Source organism: Enterococcus sp. LJL128 (assembly GCF_056924295.1).
The window spans coordinates 486,543-508,811 of record NZ_JBXPBP010000001.1; the positions used below are offsets into that span (position 1 = coordinate 486,543).

Here is a 22,269-nt window from a genome sequence, read left to right on the forward strand (position 1 = left end):
GTCCATTCCTTCTCCAATAAAAGACCTAGAGAATTAAAAAAAGGGACTGTGACATTAGTATGCCTCAGTCCCTTAAATCCGGATAAACGGTGTTTCAGAAGTAACTTCTTCGACAATAAGGCGGAAATTCGCAAAAATTTATGGAACAATTTTCGGAATTTCCGCCTTATTGCTTGAAGCTGAACACTTCTGTCACAACCTCGTCTGTTCTGCTGCCTTAGCTTTAACAGTTACAATTATTTTGTGATTGTGTATTCATCAATCACTTCGTAGCCGGCAGTTCGCACTGTAACCTTTAATGCAGAATCTGTAACCTCAACTGCAGAAAAGACTGTATTCTCCGGATAATTCTCTTTTCCTGTAATATCTTTAACATTTGGGCCCCATAAAACATCGGTCCAATCTTTGCGGGATTCCATCGTGTATGTTTTCTTCCCACTGTTTCTGGAAACCATATAGATTGTTCCATCTTCACTTGTTGAAATATTCCCGTGATCTGAAATAGTTTTATTTGGCACACTATTTTTAATTGGATAGCTGCGAATATAGTTATGATCATGGCCAGATAGAACCAGATTGACACCTAAATCTTCCATCACAGGAACCAATTTCTTCTTAATATTTTTTGAACTCAATGAACCACTGGAAGAACTAGTCCATTTTCCGCCATAAGGACTCTTATGGAACGCCACAACGATAAATTTATCCTGTCCTTTTTCAGCAACTTCCTTTTTCATCCATTCAATCTGTTTATCCAGTTCTTTATCTGAATCATGATTTGAATTCAGGTTAAAGAATAGCGCATTTCCGTAAACATAGGAGTAGTTCAATGGGAAGCCATTGACATTATCTACACTGAAGGTATTTTGATAAAATACTTCGTTAGAAGAAGAGCTCCCTTCATGATTTCCTAATACTGGCAAGAATGCCGTTGAAGCAAATGTATTGCCTGCTGCATTGAAGAAGCTGGTGAAATTCGCTTCATTTGGTGTCTCCACCATATCTCCTGTATGAATAATAAATGGTGCTTCCGGGTACATTCCCAAGGCTTTATTCAAGGTATTGCCAAAATATGGTGCATATCCGTCTAGTGAGCTTTGAGAATCAGCCAAATGAATAAAGGTGAATGGTTCTGCTTTCTGATTTTCTGTTTTAAAGCTGAAAACATCACTATAATAGGTCGTAACTGAACCAGTCTTTGGATTTGTATAATAGTTACGCAAGCGATACTCATACTTCGTACCTGGAGTCAAACCTATCAGTTGTACCTTATTCACATTGTATTTTGTGAGGATACTTTTATTCTTAGTTGAAGTACCCGTGAATTCCATAGTATTTTCTGCTGTAAACTCTTGACCTGCTTCAACAACTTCAATCGCTGCTGAATTAAGTGTTGCATCAGATTGCCATGTAATTGAACGCGTTGTTTTCGAATCTGAACCAAAACCATTATTTACACCCAGCGGTATTAGCTGGCGGCTCTCTCTTTCCGGCGTATCCTTCCGGTTGATTTCAAATTGATCAACAACTTGTCCATTAACTGTATATGCTGTTACTTCAATTTTTTCAGCAGTTACCTGAATATTACTGTACATTTTGTAGTCAGCAGCTTTTTTTACAGTACTGCTGCTGTAGTTGCTGGCTGTCTTAATCCATTCTCGACCAGTTGCGCCATTCTTTTGCTCAGCTCCGGAAGCACCTGGTGATAGGTAGATAACGCCATCTTTATGAGCAATTTCTGTGCTTCCCGGATAATCGGAAAGTACTACACTCTTAGAAATCGGATATGAGCGAATATATGCATCATCATTCCCTTGAATCACCAGATTTACTCCAGCTTCATCAAAAGCAGCTGCCAGCTTTTTATTAGCCGAGCTTACTGTTGAAGAACTGCCGTAAATACTGTTTCCCACACTAACAATAATCCATTTACTTTGACCTTTGGTTGCAACTTCTTTTTTCAGCCAGCTAATATGATTTTCAATATCTTTTGTACCGGTCAATTGACTGTTGACATTTAGGAATAAGGCATCTCCATAAACAAATGAATAGTTGCTAGTATCATTACTAACACCAGTCAAATTATAATTAAGCTGGAAAAGCTTGTTTGCAGAACCCTTGGAAATTGTATTTGGCACCAAAGGATACTGATCAAACGTATTCTGCGCTAACCCAAAATAACCATTCCAATGCTTTTCATCGGTCAATGTACTATTGGCCTTTCCTGTATGCATAATAAATGCTGATTCAGGAAACTTGTTCACTGCCGTAGACAACGTCACACCAAAATAGTTTTGGTAAGATGAAGTACTGCGGTAATTGCCGTCTGCTGCCGCAACAAAAGAGAAGTTTGTGACTGCTCCCTTCGTTTCAAATGAATATTCTTTCGAAACAGCTCCTGTGTTTTCATCGACAACACGATAATGATACAGGGTTTGCGGCTTCAAGCCTTCCACTACAGCTTTGTGATAGCCCACTCGACTATTTGCCGTTGTCGCCGCTGCAGTCTTGCCATTGTGCCCTTTATCAAAGCTTTCCCCATCCTGATAATAATAAATAACTGTTTTCGGTTGAGGAACACTACTGGATTTCACAGCCTCTGTCTGATAATTCAAATAGGCAGTTGTACCAATATCATCTCTTAATACTTGGTTGAGATTATTGACAACCAGTTCCTGTTCCTCTGCATAACCATTGGAAGCTGTTAAACTAAATGAAAAAATAAGTGTAACAGCAAGCATTAATTTTGCCAGTTTTTCTTTATAAAACTTCATTCTCCCACACTCCTTGCCCTAATAATTGAGACTACTAACCAACTCAATTATAACATGCAAAAACTTTTTAGCTTATCAGGTTTTCAGCTGGTTTAGGAAAAAAATGAGAAAATGAACCCCTTATAGATGTAGATATATTTTTCTTTTAAAAATTTTATAGACTATATCCAAAGGCTGTTAAATATAGATTTTAAATAACAATAAATAAAATATTTTTATAGAATATTTCAACATATATTCTTTCACCGGTGTTGCAGAGATATAGTCAGAATAATCTGAAAACACCAACCTGCTGAAAATGAAAAAGGAGAATTTTTAGAATGGCTCTAAAATCAAGCTTTTTACTATACTAATCAACGTTTTTGCTGGTTCATTTGGTTTTCTCAGATAAAGAATCAAACGTTATTGCAGAAAACCATTTCTGAAAACATGTTTTTGCGTTATACTCTTCCATGTGGTAATCCTTTTTATTGGTCTTGGATAAGTCATCCAAGAGTAGTATAAAGGACTTTTTTGTCTATGAATAGTTATGCTTCACAAAGCGGTACAAATGCCTGAGCATCCCCAACTTTTGCTTCCTTAACCAGTCTGATTTGTACTTTCTTTTCCATAACTCTCCTTCTTTCGTCCGGACACTTATTAGACATCTATCCAGACAGAAAAGTTTCAAATAAAATTTATTTTTTAGCTAAAAAGTATAATTTCTTAAAAAAAAAAGTAACACGAGGATATCTCGACTGCTTTTGATAGGACATACTCATATTTTGTAATTAGCTGACTCATGCGATTGAAACTAGATAGATTATACCTATTCTTTATATGATTTTGGCAAAAAACATCTATATAACTATAAAAAAAGAATCAATAATAATTCATGCTGATGGAATCGCAAAAAAAGCAGACGAAATCGTCTGCTTATCCATTTATCTGATTTGTATTTTACAGGAGAATTACGACTGACTCTTTGTAGAATCCCGGACGATTAATTCCGGTAAAAAACGTCGATAGCCTTGGCTTCCTCCATTTTCTTCAATCTTTTTAACCAGCATCTCTCCACAGACCTCACCCATTTTGACGATTGGCTGCTTAGCTGTTGTTAGTTTTGGCGAGCTCACCTGATCCAGGAAAACACCATCAAAACCGATAATCCCGTATTCTTCTGGTATTTTACCACCACTATTGGAAATTCCCCGTTCAATTCCTATTGCCAGCCGGTCTGAGCTGCAGATAAAGCAAGTATTTGGTGAAAGTGTTTCCCAATATGCTTCGATAAATAATTGACTAAGCGTCGAACGATTATTAAAACGTTCAATTCTGCCGGTTTTTCCGCTAGCCTCCATTGCTTGCAAATATCCTTGTTCCCGAGACTGTTCAAAGGATTCATTCACATCAATACCTATATAAATAATTTCATCGTAGCCGCAGGCGATTGCATAATTAGTAGTCATTTCCGTACCGTAATGATTATCGCTGTCTACAAAATCAATTCCCTGACTGTTCTCGCCAAACAATACAACTGGTTTATCCAAGCTTTTAATCCAGTCAAAATCGTGGGCGCGAAAACCAGTAATGATGTATCCGTCACAGGTTCCAGTGTCAAAGCCATCCTTTGTTACCAGCTGTAATGAATAATGTGCTTTACCAACTGCTCTAGCAATCCCCATCAGCAGATTCATATAGTAAGGCTCTGTTGTATCAATCTCTTCCAAGATAAAGAGTTTAATAATCTGGGAGCGGTTTTTGACCAGTGCTTTGGCTGCAATATTTGGATGATAGTCCAGTTCCTTCATCGCTTCATAAACTAATTCCTTTAATTCTTCCGTCACTTTTTCCGGATGATTGATTACTCTGGAGACGGTCATTTTGGACACATTTGCTAGTTTAGCTACGTCAGATAGTGTGGTCACATCGTTCACCTCTTCCCAGTTGGCTAGTTACTTAGATTAGCCGCATTTCTTTTCTTCTATTATACATGAGAAGCTGCTTTTATACACGAACCACTAGAGCATCATATGGCCGCAGATTCAATAGCTTAGCATTGGAAATGGGAGCAGTCCGATTGCTGATAATCTCCTCTTTTACAGTATCCTTTAACAGGAAATCTTGTGCTGTGTCTGAAAGATTGGCAACAATCAGCCATTTTTCTCCCTTGTATTCTCGATAATAGGCAAAAACCTCATCTGACGTATCAGGAATCAATGCATAATCGCCCCAAACAATCAGAGCATGCTCTTTTCTCAGCTGAATCAGCTGTTGGTAAGTATAAAAAATAGATTCAGGATTTTCAAGGGCCCGTTCTACATTCACAGAAGGATAGTTTTCGTTTACCGGCAGCCACGGTTTTCCAGTAGTAAATCCAGCATTTGAAGAGCTGTTCCACTGAATTGGCGTGCGCGCATTATCCCGCCCTTTAGCATTAATTGAACGCAGCAGCTCATCTTTTGTATAACCTGCTGCCAGTCGCTCATGGTACATATTGATACTTTCAATATCCTGAACTTCCTCAATAGAAGCAACCGGTCGATTCGTCATACCGATTTCTTCCCCTTGATATATATATGGTGTCCCCTTCATCATGTGCAGTAGAATTGCAAACATTTTACCGCTTTTTTCCCGATAGTTCTGGTCGTTCCCCCAACGGGAAATAATTCGAGGTAAATCATGATTATTCCAAAACAAACTGTTCCAGCCCTGATTTCCAAGAGCGGTCTGCCATTTAGATAGTACTTCCTTCAGTTTCTTTTTATCCAACGGCTGTAAGTCCCACTTATCTTTTCCCTCTTGCTGATCCAGTCCCATATGTTCAAACTGAAAAACCATGGACAGCTCCTGACGATTGGGATCAGAATACAGCTTTGCGATTTCAGGCGTAGCCCCCCAGGTTTCACCTACCGTCATTACATCATATTTTCCGAAGCTGGCCTGATTCATTTCTTGAAGATATTCATGAAGCTTAGGTCCATTTCCCGTGATTTCCTGATCCGGCTGTTTACCAATCAAATCAATAACATCCATGCGAAAACCGCCAATACCTTTCTCCAACCAAAAGTTCATCATGCTGTATACTTCTTGACGGACTGAAGAATTTTCCCAGTTTAAATCCGGCTGCTTTTTGCTGAACAAATGAAGGTAATACTGACCTGTTGTCTCATCCAACTGCCAGGCACTGCCGCTAAAAATAGAGCGCAGTTCATTAGGTGCTTTTCCTGCTGCGGGATCCCGCCAAATATAGTAATCCCGATAAGGATTATCTTTAGTCTTCCTAGACTCAATGAACCACTTGTGTTCGTCAGAAGTATGATTCACTACCAAATCCATAATAATTCTGATATCTGCTTCTTTTGCTTTATCAATCAGTTCTTCCATGTCAGCCATCGTACCAAACTCATGCATAATATTCTGATAATCACTGATATCATAGCCATTATCGTCATTAGGAGACTGGTATACTGGGGACAGCCAAATTGCGGTTATACCTAATTTTTTTAAGTAGTCAAGTCGGGAAATAATTCCCTGAATATCTCCAATTCCATCCCCATTGCTGTCTTGGAAACTCCTTGGATAAACTTGATAGACAACTGCCTGCTGCCACCATTTCTGATTTTGTCCGTTTTGATTTCCTACTTCTGTTTCTTCCATCGTTTTTCCTCCGCTGTTTATTAATTACCCATATCAATCTGATAAGTTCGTGCTTCAAATGGGGCTAGGGTATCTGTCAGCGGCAAATCCTGCGCTGCCTGATAATTGCTTAGAACCAGCTGAGCTTTTTCAGACAGCTGCTTCATATGTTTTGGTATTTGGTAACTAGCCGGCTGCTCTGAAAGATTTACCAGCACCAAAAACACTGCTTCCTCATTTCTTCTTGTATACACATAGAGCTGCTCATGCTCAGGTAAAATCTCTTCAAAGCTGCCATAGACCAGTGCTGAATGCTGTTTACGCAACCGAATTAGCTTCTGATAGAAATAGAAAACAGAATCAGAATCTGCTAAAGCTGCTTCAACGTTAATTGTCTGCTTGTTGGGATTCATACAAAGCCACGGCTCTGTATTTGAAAAGCCGGCGTATTGATCATTACTCCATTGCATCGGTGTTCGCGAATTATCTCTAGTAATGGCATTTACAGTCGCTAAAGCTGCTTCTTCAGATTTTCCGGCATCCTGCAGTTCACGGTATAATTGCTTTGAATCCAGTGCGTTGATTTCTTCAATGCTTTCAAAAGGCATATTCGTCATCCCAAGCTCCTGCCCCTGATAAATAAACGGTGTTCCCTGCAGGAAGAAATACATCATTGCCAACGCCTTAGCAGAAATCTCCCGATATTCTTCTGAGTCATTACCAAAAACAGATACGGATCTGGGAACATCGTGATTTTCCATATAAAGTGCGTTCCAGCCTTTGCCGTCCAGTGCATATTGCCAGTTTGAGAGAGCCTTTTTAAATGCCTTAATATCAAAGTTTTTTTCTTGTTCCTGTTTCCAAAGCCCAATATGCTCAAATTCAAAAATCATATTGAAATAGCCGTCATCACCAGCCCATTGTTCTGCTTCAACTGCCTTAACCCCGCTCGCTTCTCCCACGGTCATAATGTCATATTCTTCAAAGACCTGCTTTAGTTCTTCTAGATAGTGCTCAATTCCTGGAATATTTTGATACCTCCCTGGAACATTTTCCAAAAGCGCCGGCAAATGATGGGCATCTTTGCGAATATGGGAGATTGCATCTACCCGAAAACCGTCAATTCCTTTATCCAGCCACCAGCGAATCATGGAAAAAAGCCTCTCTTTCAACTGCTCATTTTCCCAGTTAAAATCTGGCTGCTCTTTTGCAAAAGCATGAAAATAGTATTGCTCCGTTTTTTCATCATATTCCCAAACGGAGCCGCCAAAAATAGCCTGCCAATCAGAAGGCGGCTCTCCCTGAATACCATCTTTCCAAATATAATAGTCTCTATAAGGATTATCTTTGCTCGCTTTAGATTCTTTAAACCATTCATGCTGGTCGGAACTGTGGTTGACGACTAGATCCATAATCAGCTTAATTCCCAGTTTGTGGGCTTCTGCCAAGAGTAAATCAAAGTCCGCCATCGTACCAAAATCTGCCATAATTGCCTGATAATCGCTGATATCATAGCCATTATCCACATTAGGCGACTGATACACCGGATTTAACCAGATAAAATCAATTCCCAGTTTCTTAAGGTAGGGTAATTTTTCTCTGATACCATTTAAGTCTCCAATTCCATCATTATTACTATCTTTAAAGCTACGCGGATAAATTTGATACCCAACCGCTTCTTTCCACCATTTTTTCTTCATCAGCTTCCCCTTCTTTCAACTGGAAATAAACTAAAATCAGAGCACAAAGAGAATAATCTCATTTTGTGCTCTGACCTGCCTTTTCTATCCTCTATGCTGAAAACATCTGTTTAAGCACTTGTCATATGATTTTCATTAAATTAATGTTTTGTTATGCTTCGTATTTACTCAGCAAAACACATTTTCTTGCTTTCTACTACTCCCCCCAGAACTATTCGCAATCTATACTAATGATTGCTTTGCCAGTTCTTAATTAGCAATAGCTATCATTATTTTTGCTTAATAGGAACAATCACTGTTTGTTCTAAAAGATAGTCTTCCTCATAGATAGACAGCTGCTGTGTTGAGCCTTCAAGCAGCTCCAGCTGTATGTTATTCTGATCCACTTTAACTGAAATTAAGCCGCCACGGTAATTGATAGTAAAGGCGTAGCCTTCCCACATTTCAGGTAAGAATGGCGAGAAGCTTAAACTGTCATCAAAGGTGCGCATTCCTGCAAACCCCTGTACAATTGCCAGCCAGCTGCCGCTCATAGACGTGATATGCAGACCGTCATCTGTGTCATTATTGTAATTATCCAAATCGAGGCGTGCAGTTCGCTTATACAGCTTAACCGCTTTTTCTTCCTGACCAAGTTCAGCTGCTAAAATTGCATGGACACAGGAAGACAGCGAAGATTCATGAACCGTCATTGGCTCATAGAAATTAAAGTTCTTTTCCTTTTGTTCTGGGGTAAACTGATTTCCAAAGAAATAAATTCCCTGCAGAACATCTGCCTGCTTGATAAAGCAGCTTCTTAAAATACGATCCCACGACCAGTTCTGATTCAACGGACGGTCTTCCGGCTTCAGCATTTCTGCCGGCATCAAATCTTTATCGAGGAATGTATCATGCTGTACAAAAATATCAAGTTCTTCATCATATGGGAAATACATCTTTTCAGTAATGTCTTGCCACTGCTTGCGTTCTTCCTCAGTAACCAATAGTTCATGCTTGATTTCTGAAAGTGCCTGTTCATAGTTCTCCAGAGCATAGCGTAGACACCAAACTGCCAGATAATTAGTATACCAATTATTGTTAACATTATTCTCATATTCATTTGGTCCTGTCACGCCATGAATCATATAACAATTATTTCTGGTTGAATAATGAACACGATCTGCCCAAAAACGGGCTACATTTACAACGACCTTCATTCCTTCGCCCAGTAAATAAGTTTTGTCACCTGTGTAGTTCGTATAATTATAAATTGCATGAATGATCGCACCATTACGATGAATTTCTTCGAATGTTATTTCCCATTCATTATGACATTCCACTCCGGTAAAGGTAACCATAGGGTATAAAGCCCCTTTTAGTCCTTGACGTTGAGCGTTAAGCAACGCACCATCCAGCTGTCTGGAACGATATTCTAATAGCTTGCGCGTTGTCTTTGGTTCTGTAACAGAGAGATACATGGGAACAATATAGGCTTCTGTATCCCAATAGGTTGCTCCGCCATATTTTTCTCCGGTAAAGCCCTTTGGTCCTACGTTCAAGCGTTCATCCTCGCCGTAATACGTGGAAAACAATTGAAACAGGTTAAAACGAATTCCCTGCTGAGCTTCATCGTCGCCGATAATTTCTACATCTGCCAGCTGCCAGCGTTTCTTCCAAGCTGCTGCTTGTTTTTCCAACTGTTTATCGAAAGAATCTGCCAGACCTGTCTGCAGCGTTTCTTTCACGGCTTGAAGCTGCTCTGCTTCTGGAACGTCACGGCTTGTCGCAACAGCAACTGTTTTTTCCAATTCCAAGCTGGCTCCACTGTTTCCTTGCCAGATGAACCGTTCACCAATTACCAGTTTCTCACTAACTACTTCTCCTGTAAGTGACTGATTGAGCTGGTTTTTCATGGCTGTAGTCACCGTAAATCGAGGGATATCAAATGCATTTGGAATCGTCTGTGTTGTTAAAAAGCTGATTCCTTCAGCGTATGATCGTTCTCTTTCCTCCCAAAACATCTCCTCATAATTACTATCTTCATTGCATACATCACCGTCCATCTTTGATACGAACTGAATTTCTGGTGTGCCTTTTAGAACTTCAGCTTTGATGCGTACAAATGCCAGTTCTTTATCTACAATACTAACAAACCGTTCAAAAGTAAAAGCAATTTCTGCCAAATCAGATTGATAGACAAAGCGACGGGTCAACAATCCATTTTTCATATCCAGTTCCATATAAAAATCAGCTACAGATTGTTCAGCCAAGTCTAAAGCTGTACCGTCAATAAAAATATCTACTGCGATAAAATTCACTGCGTTGATAACTTTTCCAAAATAGTCAGGATAGCCGTTTTTCCACCAGCCAACTCTTGTTTTATCCGGATACCAAACGCCTGCCAGATATAGTCCCTGATGAGAATCGCCGCTGTATGGCTCTTCAAACATCCCCCGCATTCCCATGTAGCCATTACCGATGGAGGTCAAACTCTCCATCAGCCGCTTGTTTTCACGATCCAGTGTTCCTGTCGAGATTTTCCAAGGATCGATATCGAATAGTCGTTTATACATTTCAGCCCTCCAACCTTGCTGCCAGTGCCTATTTCACAGCACCATCAGCAACACCTTTTATGATTTGTTTCTGCATGATAAAGTAGAAAATGATAACAGGCAATACGGCGATAACTAAGCCTGCCAGTGCTAAGTGCCACTGTTTTGTATATTGTCCAAAGAAGAAAAACATTTTAAGTGGAATTGTTTGAGTCGTTGGTGAATTTATTACCAGCGATGGTAGTAAATAGTCATTCCAAATCCACATTGTATTTAAAACTACAACAGTCACTGTGGTTGGCTTCAGCATGGGAAAGATGACCTTCCAAAAAACCTGAAAACGATTCGCCCCGTCAATAATTGCCGCTTCATCCAATGCTTTGGGAATACTCTTCAATGCTCCATGATAAAGGAAAATTGACATACTTGCACCAAAGCCAAGATACATAAAAATTATTCCTGCTTGATTCAGCATCTGTGCTTTTCCGAAAATGGAAATCAGCGGAATCATTACAGATTGAAAAGGAACCAGCATAGCTGCAACAAAAACCATAAAGATAAAGGTACTCAGCTTTGTCTGCATCCGTTCCAATGCATACGCGCAAAGAGCTGAGAAAATCACAATCACTGTCACACTGAGTACAGTAATCAGTAATGAGTTAAATAAGGTTTTAATAAAATCCAATTGAGTGAATGCTTCCGGGTAATTAGCCCAAGTAAAAGAATCTGGAATACCCAATGGATTGGTGAAAATTTCCTGCTTGGATTTAAATGAGTTGCTTATCATCAGATAGAAAGGAATCAGCCAAATCAAACCCAAAAGAATTCCTAAGAGCATGCGCACTAACCGACTTCCTGCTTTTTGTTTCTCCATTAGACTTCAACCTCTTTTCTCTTCGTCAGATAAACCTGTGCCAGTGAAATAACAGCTACAATGATAAAGAAGATAACTGCTTTAGATTGTGCATAGCCCATTTTATTTTCAACAAACGCACTATTATAAATATTCATGGCAACCATTTGTGTTGAATTATAAGGTCCACCATTTGTTAAAGATAGGTTTTGATCGTAAAGCTTAAAGCTATTGGACAGGGTCATAAACAGACTAACAGTGAAGCCGGGCATAATCAATGGGAATTTCACATGCCAAAATTTCTGCCAAGCCGTTGCGCCGTCTAAGTCAGCGGCTTCCAGTAATGCATCATCCACATTTTGCAAATAAGAGATGTAGATTACCATGATGTAGCCTGACATTTGCCAACACATTACGATAACCAATGCCCAAAACCCGGTCTGCGTAGTAGAGAGCCAGGTTTTCAACCCTTCATTGCCTATCGCATCACCGATTGCGCCAAACGCATTAATAAAGATAAACTGCCAGATAAATCCTAAAATAAGTCCGCCAATCAAGTTAGGCATAAAGAAGACCGTTCGTAGTATATTGGCGCCCTTGAATTTGCTGGTAACCAACATGGCTAGTCCTAGCCCAATAATATTAATTAAAATAATTGAAACAACAGCAAATTTAATCGTAAAGCCGATTGCTGCCCAGAAACCGCTGTCGGAAAGTAAATTCACATAATTTTCCAGACCAATGAATTCTCCTCTTGCTACCGCATCCCAATTTGTAAAAGAATAATATACACCATACAAAAACGGTACAACAACGACTAATGTTAGTGCCAGCACAACAGGTGCGGCAAACAGATAAAACCAGGTTTTCTTTTGATGTTTCACTTGTGGTCCCTCCCTTATGTAAAAGCACGAGAGATGTAGTGATTGTCTCCCGTGCAGCTGTTGAATAGATTCATTCGCTTATTTACGCTCTGAAGCCCATTTATCCTGTGCTGTTTTCAATACTTCTTCCCAGCTTGCTTCACCGGCAACATATTTTTGGATTTGTGCACCTAAGGTTTGTTCACCCCAGCCTGCAGGGTAACCCATGAAGATCCAGCCAGTAGTTTTACCTTCTGTATAGTATGTGTAGACGTCTTTAGATAGTGGATCAGAAATCTTTTCTGTATCATAGTCTTCGTAGGCAGGTACAAATTTGAAATCTTCCAGAACAATTTTCTTACCTTCATCTGATGTGTACAGATAATCAAGGAAATCTTTAGCTGCCTGCACTTCTTCATCAGAACCGTTTGGATTTACTCCCCAGTACATTGGTACGCCGACTGGGATTGTTCCTTCCGTTACACCGTCAATTGGAATTGGCAGTAAACCAATATTTTCATTAGCTAATTCTTCATCAATTCCTTCAATTGTTGGATATACCCAATTTCCTTGTTGAGTCATTGCAACTTTACCATTTGAAAACAGCTGTTCAATTTGTTGAGAGTAGTCTAAGCTGTTTGTCGGCTGAACAGAGTATTTATTAGAGATATCAATATATTTCTTAAACTGATCACCATACGTAAATTCAACTTCTTTTGCTTCAAATGCTTTCATCACATCGTTGTCAAATTCAGCGTTCAGGAATGCATTGGACGAATGTAGTCCAGTAATCCACTGTTCTTTTGCTGCTAAAGCAAAAGGAGCATCAATCCCTAGTTCCTCTTTCTTCGCTTCCAGTGTTTTTGCTGCGTCTTCTAAGTCTGTTAACGTTGTGATATTTTCTGCATCAATTCCAGCTTTTTTGAATATTTCTTTATTGTATAGAACACCGTAGCCTTCAATATTATACGGAAGTCCCAGAACTTTACCATCCTTTGTTGCACCAGTTAAAGTACCTTCCAATGCTTGTTTCGCCGATTCAGTATCACTTAAATCCGTTAGGTTATCAATCCACATATTCACATCTTCCGGACCGCCTATATTATAAATGTCGGGCTCATTGCCAGATGAGAATTTGGATTTCAATGCAGCTCCATAATCTGAACCGCCGCCGACTGTTTCAACATTGATTTTCACATCAGGATTTTCTTCCTCATATTTTTTTGCCAGTTCTTCAAACTGATCCTTAAACTCTACTTTAAATTGGAAAATATCAATTTGCGTTTTATCTGCTGCTTTACTGTCGCCTGAACCGCCAGATGAATCAGATGCATTGCCGCATGCAGCCATACCTAATACCAATCCTGATGCCAATAAACCTAAACCAATTTTTTTCCAGTTTCTTTTATTCATTTTGGTCCCTCCAGAGTTTTTATTTACACCATCATTGTGCAATCGATTGCGTTGTTTTGCAAGCGTTTTTATGATGTTACCGATAACAAGATGAATTTAGTCTTTTTTTCAGCTATATAAAGAGTATTATTCTGTACTATTACTTTTTTGAAGAGCATATTTCAAAAATAAAAATCTATTAATTAATGCAATCGTTTTTTTGTAAAATAAAAAAACGAAGCTCTGTTTACGCTTCGCTCTTTTTATTTTATTCTGCTTTCGATAGCTGTCTTTTACAACCACTATCACACCTCTCTAATTAAACAAAGGGTTTCGGTATGCTTTCTTTTTCCCAATCATTTGTAGTCTTTTTTACCTTTTTGTACACTGGTTTTCTCATAGCAATTACTTTTAAACAGTTTCGCAGACTTATTCTGCTCCACGTATACGATTAATAATCGTTTCCTTGTTGACTAAATTTGTTGTAGCAAACGTCAATATCAGTTGAACTGAAAATACCAAAGTTACCAGCAGCAGAACCTGCAGCAATGGATACTGATAAAATTTGATTTGCATTAAGCCATTTTCTGCAGCATGCTTGTAAGCCAGATATCCTAAAAGACTTCCAAGTCCTACAGACAGACCAGAAATACCCAGTGCATAAAAAATGCCTTCTAGCTGCAGCATTTTTCTCATTTGACGCCCAGACATGCCGATTGCCTGCATAACACCCAGCTCTTTTTTTCGGGATAAAATACTATCGATAGTTGTGTTGATTAAGTTCATGATTCCAACAATTCCCAGAACAAAAAGGATACCATAACCAGCTCCAGTCGTCATCGCTGTTGCACTACGCCACTTCTCCTGAACTGCTTCAAAGTCGTCTAATTCAAAAGCTTCATGCTCTTTAGAAATCGCCTCAAGGGATGCTTGAACAGCAGAAAGTTGATTTTTCTCAGCATAAATATCGTACGTATTCGTTAAATTAGTAGTGGTCAGCTTCGACAATGCCTGATTTGAAGTGATAAATGTTCCTTGTCCGCTTTGTCCATTGGTCAAATCTGCTTTGGCAATCAGGGTCATTTTCTTTGTATAGCTGGAATCACCATCCTCTATAATCACTTCCAGCTCTTCTCCAACAGCAGTCTCCGGATAGTTTTTTGAAAACCAGTTGTCAGCAATCACAGCATTTCCTAAACTCAGCTCATCAAAACTTCCAACTGATCCCTCTGTAATATTCTTTTTAATTTCATCAAACTCATCCTCATTAAATCCATAAATAGAAGAAGTTAACGGTTTATTTGTGAAATCATCCATAAGTGCAGGAATTTCCATGTTCAGCAGTTGATGCTCGTTTACTTTTTCTACACCGGGAATGTCTTCAATTCTCTTTTTCATTTTTTCATTCAGGGGGTTATTTTGTTGAATCGCTGACCACTCAAGCTCTGGATTCATTTTATTTCCCGCATGGTTGCTAATCATTAACCGGAAATCACCATTTATCTCATCTCGTGCGATTTGATCTGGATTCATGCAGCTGAAAATAGTTGCCATTGTGACGAACAAAATGCCTATTAACCCTAAAGAAATTACTGTAATCAAAGTTCTTTTTTTGTTTCTCAGTAGATTGGCTCCCACTAATTTTTCCAAAGATAAGCTGATGTACCCTCTTCTTTTTCCTTTGCTTCCTTCTTTTTGCCCTGTGTAATTCATTGCCTCCATTGGAGAAATCTTCGAAGCCAGACGCATTGGTTTTAGCGAAGAAATCAACACTGTTGCCAAACCAATTACAGCAGTTAACAGAAATACCCAAGGAATATAAATTTGAATTTCTCCATTCTCCAGCATCTCTTTTGATACCGCTGACAGCTCTGAGCCAGATAAAAACGAGAACATAATTTGTTTAAAGAAGAACAGAATCAGCAGGCCGCCCAACACTAACCCAGTTGGAATCGCCAACAGTGCAACAATCATATTTTCCAACAGAACAATCCGGTTGATCTGTCTCTTCGTTGCACCTAGAGCTTTCAGCTTCCCGAACTCCTGTACCTTGTTAATCAATGAGACATAATAAATACTATAGATAGTCAGCGCACCTGCTAATGAAATTATTAAAATCAAAACAGCCATTCCGCTAATAAAACTAGGATCTGTATAATTAGCAAATAAATATTCTGTATTTATAAGTATCGATGTCTCCGTGAGTCCAAAAGATTCACCAATCTTCTTCCCTGTTTCCTCAACCAAATCTACTGTTTTAGTATATTCAGGAGTTACACGAACCACTACGCGATACTGACGTTCCGCTTCCGGAATCAATGCTTTCATTATCTCCTCAGAAACAATCATTGAATACGCAGCTGCGCCGCTCGTCTCTTTTTCATCAGTCAATAGTCCACTCAAGATGAAATGCTCCGTGCGTTCAAATCCCAGCCCCTCTGCATCAAACGGCTGAAAAGCAATGTCTATCTGATCGCCAACGACCGCGTTTGGGTATCCCAGTAACGCTAAACTTTTTTTCGACAAAACAACCTCTTTGTCTTTCTGCGGAAAAGAGCCTTCTACAGTCTTAATTTTATTCAGTTCAAGGGCCTGTTTATCTAAATACGTAACAAATAATTCACCAGCCCCCAGCTTTGCCGAACCGACATCTTGACGTACTCCTGCTTTTTCAATATCGGCATGTTCAACTAGCTGACTGGCCGTTTCTTCAGAGACACCACGATACATTGCATGCCAGGTAGGATACAGTTTATTTACAGCGGCATTTTGTGTATTTACCGCACCCAAACCAATAGTGACAATTAGCAATATTAGAATAGTAGTTAATATAATAGCTGTGCCGGATAGTAAGTTTTTTCCCCGGTTATATTTTGTATTTGCCCAGGCAACTGTCTTAATCATTTTAAATCACCCGCCCATCTTCAATACGGACCACTCGATCTGCCATCTGGGCAATCGATTCGTCGTGAGTAATCATAATGAGAGTTTGCCCATATTTCTCTACTGATTGCTTTAGTAAAGACAATACCTCTAGTTCAGTTTTCGTATCAAGATTGCCGGTTGGCTCGTCTGCAAGAATGATTGCCGGCTCAGCAGCAATCGCTCGGGCAATCGCTACCCTTTGCTGCTGACCGCCGGACAGTGTACTTGGCAATGCTTTTTTTCTCTGATCCAATCCAATTTTTTCAAGTAGCTCATTAACAAATCCTTCATTTACCTTTCGTCCATCTAACCCCAGCGGTAATACAACATTTTCCCAGACATTTAAAGAAGGAATCAAATTATAGCTTTGAAAGATAAATCCTATTTTACGGCGACGGAAAACTGCCAGCTCTTCATCCTTCATGGCAAACACACTTTTTCCATCAATATAGATTTCCCCAGAGTCAGGGCGGTCCAATGCTCCAATTAGATTGAGCAGCGTACTTTTCCCAGATCCTGATTTTCCAATAATTGCAACAAACTCCCCTTTTGAAACCTGTAGGTTTGTTTGATCTACCGCTTTAATCACTGTACTTCCATCATTATATTCTTTCACTAATTCATTAATTTTCAATACCATTATTATTCCCTCTTTTCGTTCTTGTTGCTTTCAGTATAGAGAAGGAATCTTGCAGTTTCATTTCAGTTTTCTTAACAGAACTGTAAGAAAGCTGTTATTCAGTCAAAGGGATTGTTAATTGTACTTTTGTGCCCTTTGGTTGTCTATTTTTAGTAAGAATCACACCGCCCTGCTCTTCGATAATCTTACGTGCTAAATACAGACCCACACCAGAACCTTCCTTTTCAAGAATCTCAGTAGCACTGCCTCGATAGAAGCGCTGATAAATAAGATTGATTTCTTCTTCTGGAATCCCTACTCCTTCATCCCGCACTTCAACCAATACATAACTAGGCAGGTAGGTTCCAATTACCTGAATTGTGGTTTCCTTCGGACTATATTTAATTGCATTTTCTAAAATATTTCCAATCGCTTCGATTGTCCATTTTCTATCCGCCATTATCTGTTGATCCTCTGTTAGCACTACTTCAATTTCTATATCCTTAGCAACAGCCTTCATAATAAGACTATTAACTACTTCTGTAATCAATTGTTGAAAGGAGTACGGCTTCATGTCCAAATCAATTAGACCTGTTTCTAAATGAGACAAATTAGCCAGCGAGTCCAGCATTAAATCCAACCTATCTACTTGGGCAACTCCTTGTGTAATAAAACGGCTGCGCTCCTCTAGCGTGAAATCTCCTGAGGCAGCAATTTCCATACTCATTTTTAGAGATGCAACTGGTGTTTTCAGCTGGTGCGCAATATCTGTAATCACTGACTTAACATGCCCGTCTTCTTTATATTTTCTTTGCAGCAATACACTATTTCGCCTGAGCTCTTCTTGAATTTGTTCGTTCAGTTCAGCCATTTCCTTTTTAATCCGCCGATTATCCTGCAGACTTTTGCACAGCAGTAACAACCAGAAAAGCACGGCAAGGACTAAAACTGACATTGTATACAATATAAAACGCCAAATACTTTTCTGCTGGCGAGTCCGCTCTAGTTGATAACCATATTTCGCAGCCAACCGCTGTCCATCAGCAACCTTTTCTTGATTAACTGAGGCTTCAAAACCATTAATCACCGTTGCCTCATTCAGCTTTTCAACTGAAGAGAAGGTACCTAACGCATGATACATATCCAGAGCTGTCGCCCGCTTCAACGACATAAAGCCCCAAAACAGCAACAGAATAACTACTATTGTCCCAACTATAAAACTGGCTATTAGAATTTTTGGACGTCGCCGATCCATATATAGCCAACTCCTCTCACTGTCTTGATTTTCTCTTTTCCTATTTTTTGCCGTAGCCGACTGATATTTACAGAAATTGTATTGCTGTCTACATAGTCGCCTTTATTATCCCAAATTTTTTCAAGCAGCTGTTCCTGAGTCAAAATCTGTTTAGGATTTTCCATAAAATAAATCAGCATCTGCATTTCCGTCTTACTCAACTGTGTCAGCTCCGATTCTAAAAAGACCTTCATCTCAGATATATGAAGCCTAACATCTCCCGAAGACAGAATCTTGGCTCCATCATTTGAAAACCGTTTCATTAAAGTATTGACCTTAGACAATAGAACCATCAGGCTGAATGGTTTTGTAACATAATCGTCTGCTCCTTGCTCATAGCCTAAAACGATGTCATACTCTTGATTATAAGAGGTCAGCATAATAATAATCACACTGGAATACTGGCGTATTTTACGACAAAAGTCTAAACCGTTTCCATCTGGCAATGAAATATCACTTAATATCATATCTATTTCTTCCGCAGCAAATATTTGTTCTGCGCTGCGAACTGTTTTACACGGGAATACCTCATACCCTTCTTTTTCCAGACACAGGGTGATTCCCTGGTTTAAATTCAAATCATCCTCTAGCAATAAAATCTTTTTCATGTTCTTCTCCATCCTCAATTTAATTACATTCGTTATCTTAAACTATAGCAAAAAAAGGGCTGATTGGCAGTACCTATTTTTATAAAAATGAACATAAAAAAACAATTTTTCTGTTTTTTATTGTTGACAGTACTTTTTACTCCCGTCGGCACATGATTCTCATTCCTTTTCTTTAAAACACTCAATCAACACAGCTTTGCCATTTGATTTTTAACTTAAATTTATACTAAAGGGCTTGTTTTAATACCAAAAAAGGCGTTAAATATGTGAAGTATATATAGCGTACTTTATCCTTATGGTATTAACCAGCTCAACTGCATTGCTATTATTTTGTTTTTTTGATCTATCATTACTTTAATAGAAATTATTTTTATTGAGGAGCTTACTATTTTATGGAACATTTTTTGCCTAATTCCGTTCTACAAATGAGCACCATTTTTTTATCGATTGTTATTGAAGCTTTTCCTTTTGTTTTGCTAGGTTGTTTGATTTCCGGAGCCATTCATGTTTTTTTGACACCCGAACGAGTAATTCGACTACTCCCCAAAAATAAAGTATTAAGCATCTTTTTGGGAAGCATTCTGGGGTTTTTCTTCCCTTCCTGCGAATGCGGGATTGTACCTATTGTTCATCAATTTTTAAAGAAAAGCGTTCCTGACTACACTGCTTTTGCTTTCATGCTGACAGCACCAATTATCAATCCGATCGTCCTGTTTTCCACCTACATTGCCTTTGGAAATTCTGTTCAGTTTGTTCTTTGGCGGGTTGCCGGTAGCTTTCTCATTGCTTTTGTGGTTGGCGGTTGGCTGGCATTTTTCAACAAGGAATCAATTCTTTCCTTTGAAGAAATATTGGAAGCACCTGACTGCTCAGTAAATGCCTCAGAAATCAACCCTAAAAAAGAGCCGCTGTTTCATAAAATGAGTCATGTACTCACCCATGGTATCGACGAATTTTTTGATACCGGACGCTACTTAGTTATTGGCGCGCTACTGGCAGCCTCCATGCAGACCTACTTACCTACTTCTGCAATTTTACAATTGGGCCATACAAAGCTGTTAGCTATCTTAGTTATGCTGTTTATCGCTTTTACCCTATCCCTGTGTTCAGAGGCTGATGCCTTTATCGGTTCTTCTCTGCTTAGTCTCTTTGGCTCAGGTCCAGTTGTCGGTTTTCTAGTCTTTGGACCGATGGTAGATATCAAAAATCTACTGATGATGAAACGCTACTTTAAACTGTCATTTATTGTTAAGCTGATTGCTTTAATCACTATTCTAACAGCATTTTATGCTTACTTTATCTAAGGAGGATTTTTCATGACTCGGTTTATTATTTTTGCCGGCTACGCTTTACTGATGATGTCATTGCAGCTTTCTGGAAAGCTAAATCAATATATCAACACTCATTACCGCTACCTAGCTATTTTATCAATGGTGCTCTCTTTATTTTTAGCAATCATTCAACTAATCTCTTGGACTAGAGAAGATAAATCTGGTCCCTATAAACAGCTACAGGATCATGAAACTGAGCATCACCATTCACTAAAGCCCTATCAACAGATTTTTGCTTATATTCTACTGGCATTGCCGTTAGTCGTTGGTTTTGTTTTTCCGACAGTTAGTCTGGATACCACAATTGTCGAAGCAAAGGGTTTTCAATTTCCTTTAAGCCAAGAGGCGACTGGAGATCCTGATATGCAGACTCAATACCTGAAACCAGATACCAGTATTTATTTTGATAAAGCTGATTACGACGAACAGATGAATCAGCTGATGGCTGAATATGCAGATAATCAGGTGCTGACCATCACAGATGAAAATTATTTAGAAATAGTCGAACTAATTTATAACTTTCCCAGTGAATTTCAGGGAAAATCTGTCTCTTACAAGGGATTTATCTTTCACTCCAATCAAGAATCAGAATCAGACACCTTTGTTTTCAGATTCGGAATTATTCATTGTGTAGCTGATGCTGGAGTCTTTGGTTTGCTGACCCGCCTTCCCGAAAATCAGGTATTAGCAAACAATGACTGGGTCGAAATTAAGGGAACCCTCTCTACTGAGTATTATCATCCCTTTCAGCGAACATTGCCTATTGTTAATGCCGTATCAGTGAAACAAATCTCAGCTCCAGAGAATCAATATGTTTACCGGTCATTTTGATCAATAAGAAACAGCCGAATTACGAAGGCAGCAAAAAATGGCGAGAACCAAGCAAATACTTATAAAGACCTGCCCATCTCTCAAAGTAGATTCCACAAATGAGACGAATTTTCTACAATTCATGCGATGATTTCTTGATTATTGCTAAGTTTGCAACAAATATGAAAGTGAGATACAATACATTCATCAGATGAGTGAGGGGTTTATTATGAAAGAGAAAAACAAAAAACTACCTGAACAAGTTGCAGACAGCATCATCGACTATATCCATGCACATAATCTTCAGGTTGGAGATCGTCTGCCAAATGAATTTGATTTAGCAAAAGAGTTGGATGTGGGGCGTAGCACCATCCGAGAAGCCGTTCGCTCCCTCGCCTCCCGAAACGTTTTGGAGGTTAAACAAGGATCTGGTACCTTCATCAGCGAAAAAAGAGGCATAGCTACTGACCCTCTCGGCTTTTCTTTGATTAAAGACAGTCTAAAGCTGACAAAGGATTTATTCGAAATTCGCTATCTTTTGGAACCGCGCGTAGCAGCATTGGCAGCTGAACATGCCAGTGAAGAAGAGATTGCAGCAATCGACTCCATACGCAAACAAATTGAAACGGTTATGAATACGGACACTGAGCTGCAGCTGCAGCTAGACATTGAGTTTCATTCGTTGATTGCTAAAGCCAGCAACAACGTAGCCATGCATCACTTAATCCCAATAATCAATGAATCTGTCCTGCTATACAACGACCATTATACAAATCAGCAGGTCAAGCAGGAAACGTTAACCATGCATAGAGAAATCGTTGAAGCTATCAAAAAGCATGATAGCAATGGCGCCTACGATGCCATGATGATTCACATGGCCTATAACCGTATGAGCTTAACTCACTTTGAATAGCTGTTAAATCCATCGAAAGAATCTGCCGAGAGGTCTGG

At 39.1% G+C, this 22,269-nt stretch carries 15 protein-coding genes; 3 read left to right on the forward strand and 12 right to left on the reverse strand.

The genetic code is table 11. The features are described 5' to 3' along the window. Positions 1-236: 236 nt before the first annotated feature. The 12 genes from AC1Z3K_RS02475 to AC1Z3K_RS02530 form a co-directional block, all read right to left on the reverse strand. Positions 237-2,774, reverse strand: a complete 2,538-nt coding sequence (locus tag AC1Z3K_RS02475) for a fibronectin type III domain-containing protein (protein WP_461731740.1) — start codon at positions 2,772-2,774, stop codon at positions 237-239. A 950-nt stretch (positions 2,775-3,724) separates the two neighbouring features. Then, positions 3,725-4,681, reverse strand: coding sequence for a LacI family DNA-binding transcriptional regulator (locus AC1Z3K_RS02480; protein ID WP_461731741.1), 957 nt, complete (start codon positions 4,679-4,681; stop codon positions 3,725-3,727). A gap of 79 nt (positions 4,682-4,760) precedes the next feature. After that, positions 4,761-6,413, reverse strand: coding sequence for a glycoside hydrolase family 13 protein (locus tag AC1Z3K_RS02485; protein ID WP_461731742.1), 1,653 nt, complete (start codon positions 6,411-6,413; stop codon positions 4,761-4,763). Positions 6,414-6,433: 20 nt separating this feature from the next. Next, positions 6,434-8,092, reverse strand: coding sequence for a glycoside hydrolase family 13 protein (locus AC1Z3K_RS02490; protein ID WP_461731743.1), 1,659 nt, complete (start codon positions 8,090-8,092; stop codon positions 6,434-6,436). A 269-nt stretch (positions 8,093-8,361) separates the two neighbouring features. After that, positions 8,362-10,644: a glycoside hydrolase family 65 protein gene (locus AC1Z3K_RS02495; protein ID WP_461731744.1), complete on the reverse strand. Its 2,283-nt coding sequence runs from the start codon at positions 10,642-10,644 to the stop codon at positions 8,362-8,364. 28 nt (positions 10,645-10,672) lie between these two features. Then, complete coding sequence (locus tag AC1Z3K_RS02500; RefSeq protein ID WP_461731745.1) at positions 10,673-11,497, reverse strand: carbohydrate ABC transporter permease; 825 nt, start codon at positions 11,495-11,497, stop codon at positions 10,673-10,675. After that, positions 11,497-12,360, reverse strand: coding sequence for a carbohydrate ABC transporter permease (locus AC1Z3K_RS02505; RefSeq protein ID WP_426082247.1), 864 nt, complete (start codon positions 12,358-12,360; stop codon positions 11,497-11,499). Before AC1Z3K_RS02505 ends, AC1Z3K_RS02500 begins: the two co-directional genes overlap by 1 nt. Positions 12,361-12,438: 78 nt before the next feature. Continuing rightward, positions 12,439-13,752 (reverse strand): ABC transporter substrate-binding protein, encoded by a 1,314-nt coding sequence (locus tag AC1Z3K_RS02510; RefSeq protein WP_461731746.1) that lies wholly within the window; start codon positions 13,750-13,752, stop codon positions 12,439-12,441. Positions 13,753-14,160: 408 nt separating this feature from the next. Further along, positions 14,161-16,635, reverse strand: a complete 2,475-nt coding sequence (locus AC1Z3K_RS02515) for an ABC transporter permease (RefSeq protein ID WP_461731747.1) — start codon at positions 16,633-16,635, stop codon at positions 14,161-14,163. A 1-nt stretch (position 16,636) separates the two neighbouring features. After that, a complete protein-coding gene (locus AC1Z3K_RS02520; protein ID WP_426082250.1) occupies positions 16,637-17,296 on the reverse strand; it encodes an ABC transporter ATP-binding protein in 660 nt (219 codons plus the stop codon). Between the two features lie 94 nt (positions 17,297-17,390). Continuing rightward, complete coding sequence (locus AC1Z3K_RS02525; protein ID WP_461731748.1) at positions 17,391-18,530, reverse strand: sensor histidine kinase; 1,140 nt, start codon at positions 18,528-18,530, stop codon at positions 17,391-17,393. Continuing rightward, on the reverse strand, positions 18,503-19,177 hold the full coding sequence (locus AC1Z3K_RS02530; RefSeq protein WP_426082252.1) for a response regulator transcription factor: 675 nt from the start codon (positions 19,175-19,177) through the stop codon (positions 18,503-18,505). Before AC1Z3K_RS02530 ends, AC1Z3K_RS02525 begins: the two co-directional genes overlap by 28 nt. 392 nt (positions 19,178-19,569) lie before the next feature. Between AC1Z3K_RS02530 and AC1Z3K_RS02535 the strand changes: the two genes are divergently transcribed. The 3 genes from AC1Z3K_RS02535 to AC1Z3K_RS02545 all read left to right on the forward strand — a co-directional run bounded on the left by AC1Z3K_RS02535 (position 19,570) and on the right by AC1Z3K_RS02545 (position 22,231). Continuing rightward, positions 19,570-20,481 carry a permease gene (locus AC1Z3K_RS02535; RefSeq protein ID WP_426082253.1) on the forward strand — a complete coding sequence of 304 codons (912 nt, stop codon included), beginning with the start codon at positions 19,570-19,572 and terminating at the stop codon, positions 20,479-20,481. A 12-nt stretch (positions 20,482-20,493) separates the two neighbouring features. Further along, positions 20,494-21,339 carry a TIGR03943 family putative permease subunit gene (locus tag AC1Z3K_RS02540; protein WP_461731749.1) on the forward strand — a complete coding sequence of 282 codons (846 nt, stop codon included), beginning with the start codon at positions 20,494-20,496 and terminating at the stop codon, positions 21,337-21,339. Between the two features lie 208 nt (positions 21,340-21,547). Next, on the forward strand, positions 21,548-22,231 hold the full coding sequence (locus AC1Z3K_RS02545; RefSeq protein WP_426082255.1) for a FadR/GntR family transcriptional regulator: 684 nt from the start codon (positions 21,548-21,550) through the stop codon (positions 22,229-22,231). The last annotated feature ends 38 nt before the right edge of the window (positions 22,232-22,269 follow it).

Coding starts and splice junctions, on each gene's coding strand:
- AC1Z3K_RS02535 (WP_426082253.1), top strand. CDS start 19,570: ATGGAACATTTTTTGCCTAATTCCGTTCTACAAATGAGCACCATTTTT.
- AC1Z3K_RS02525 (WP_461731748.1), bottom strand. CDS start 18,530: ATGGATCGGCGACGTCCAAAAATTCTAATAGCCAGTTTTATAGTTGGG.
- AC1Z3K_RS02530 (WP_426082252.1), bottom strand. CDS start 19,177: ATGAAAAAGATTTTATTGCTAGAGGATGATTTGAATTTAAACCAGGGA.
- AC1Z3K_RS02495 (WP_461731744.1), bottom strand. CDS start 10,644: ATGTATAAACGACTATTCGATATCGATCCTTGGAAAATCTCGACAGGA.
- AC1Z3K_RS02490 (WP_461731743.1), bottom strand. CDS start 8,092: ATGAAGAAAAAATGGTGGAAAGAAGCGGTTGGGTATCAAATTTATCCG.
- AC1Z3K_RS02500 (WP_461731745.1), bottom strand. CDS start 11,497: ATGGAGAAACAAAAAGCAGGAAGTCGGTTAGTGCGCATGCTCTTAGGA.
- AC1Z3K_RS02540 (WP_461731749.1), top strand. CDS start 20,494: ATGACTCGGTTTATTATTTTTGCCGGCTACGCTTTACTGATGATGTCA.
- AC1Z3K_RS02510 (WP_461731746.1), bottom strand. CDS start 13,752: ATGAATAAAAGAAACTGGAAAAAAATTGGTTTAGGTTTATTGGCATCA.
- AC1Z3K_RS02545 (WP_426082255.1), top strand. CDS start 21,548: ATGAAAGAGAAAAACAAAAAACTACCTGAACAAGTTGCAGACAGCATC.
- AC1Z3K_RS02475 (WP_461731740.1), bottom strand. CDS start 2,774: ATGAAGTTTTATAAAGAAAAACTGGCAAAATTAATGCTTGCTGTTACA.
- AC1Z3K_RS02515 (WP_461731747.1), bottom strand. CDS start 16,635: ATGATTAAGACAGTTGCCTGGGCAAATACAAAATATAACCGGGGAAAA.
- AC1Z3K_RS02485 (WP_461731742.1), bottom strand. CDS start 6,413: ATGGAAGAAACAGAAGTAGGAAATCAAAACGGACAAAATCAGAAATGG.
- AC1Z3K_RS02520 (WP_426082250.1), bottom strand. CDS start 17,296: ATGGTATTGAAAATTAATGAATTAGTGAAAGAATATAATGATGGAAGT.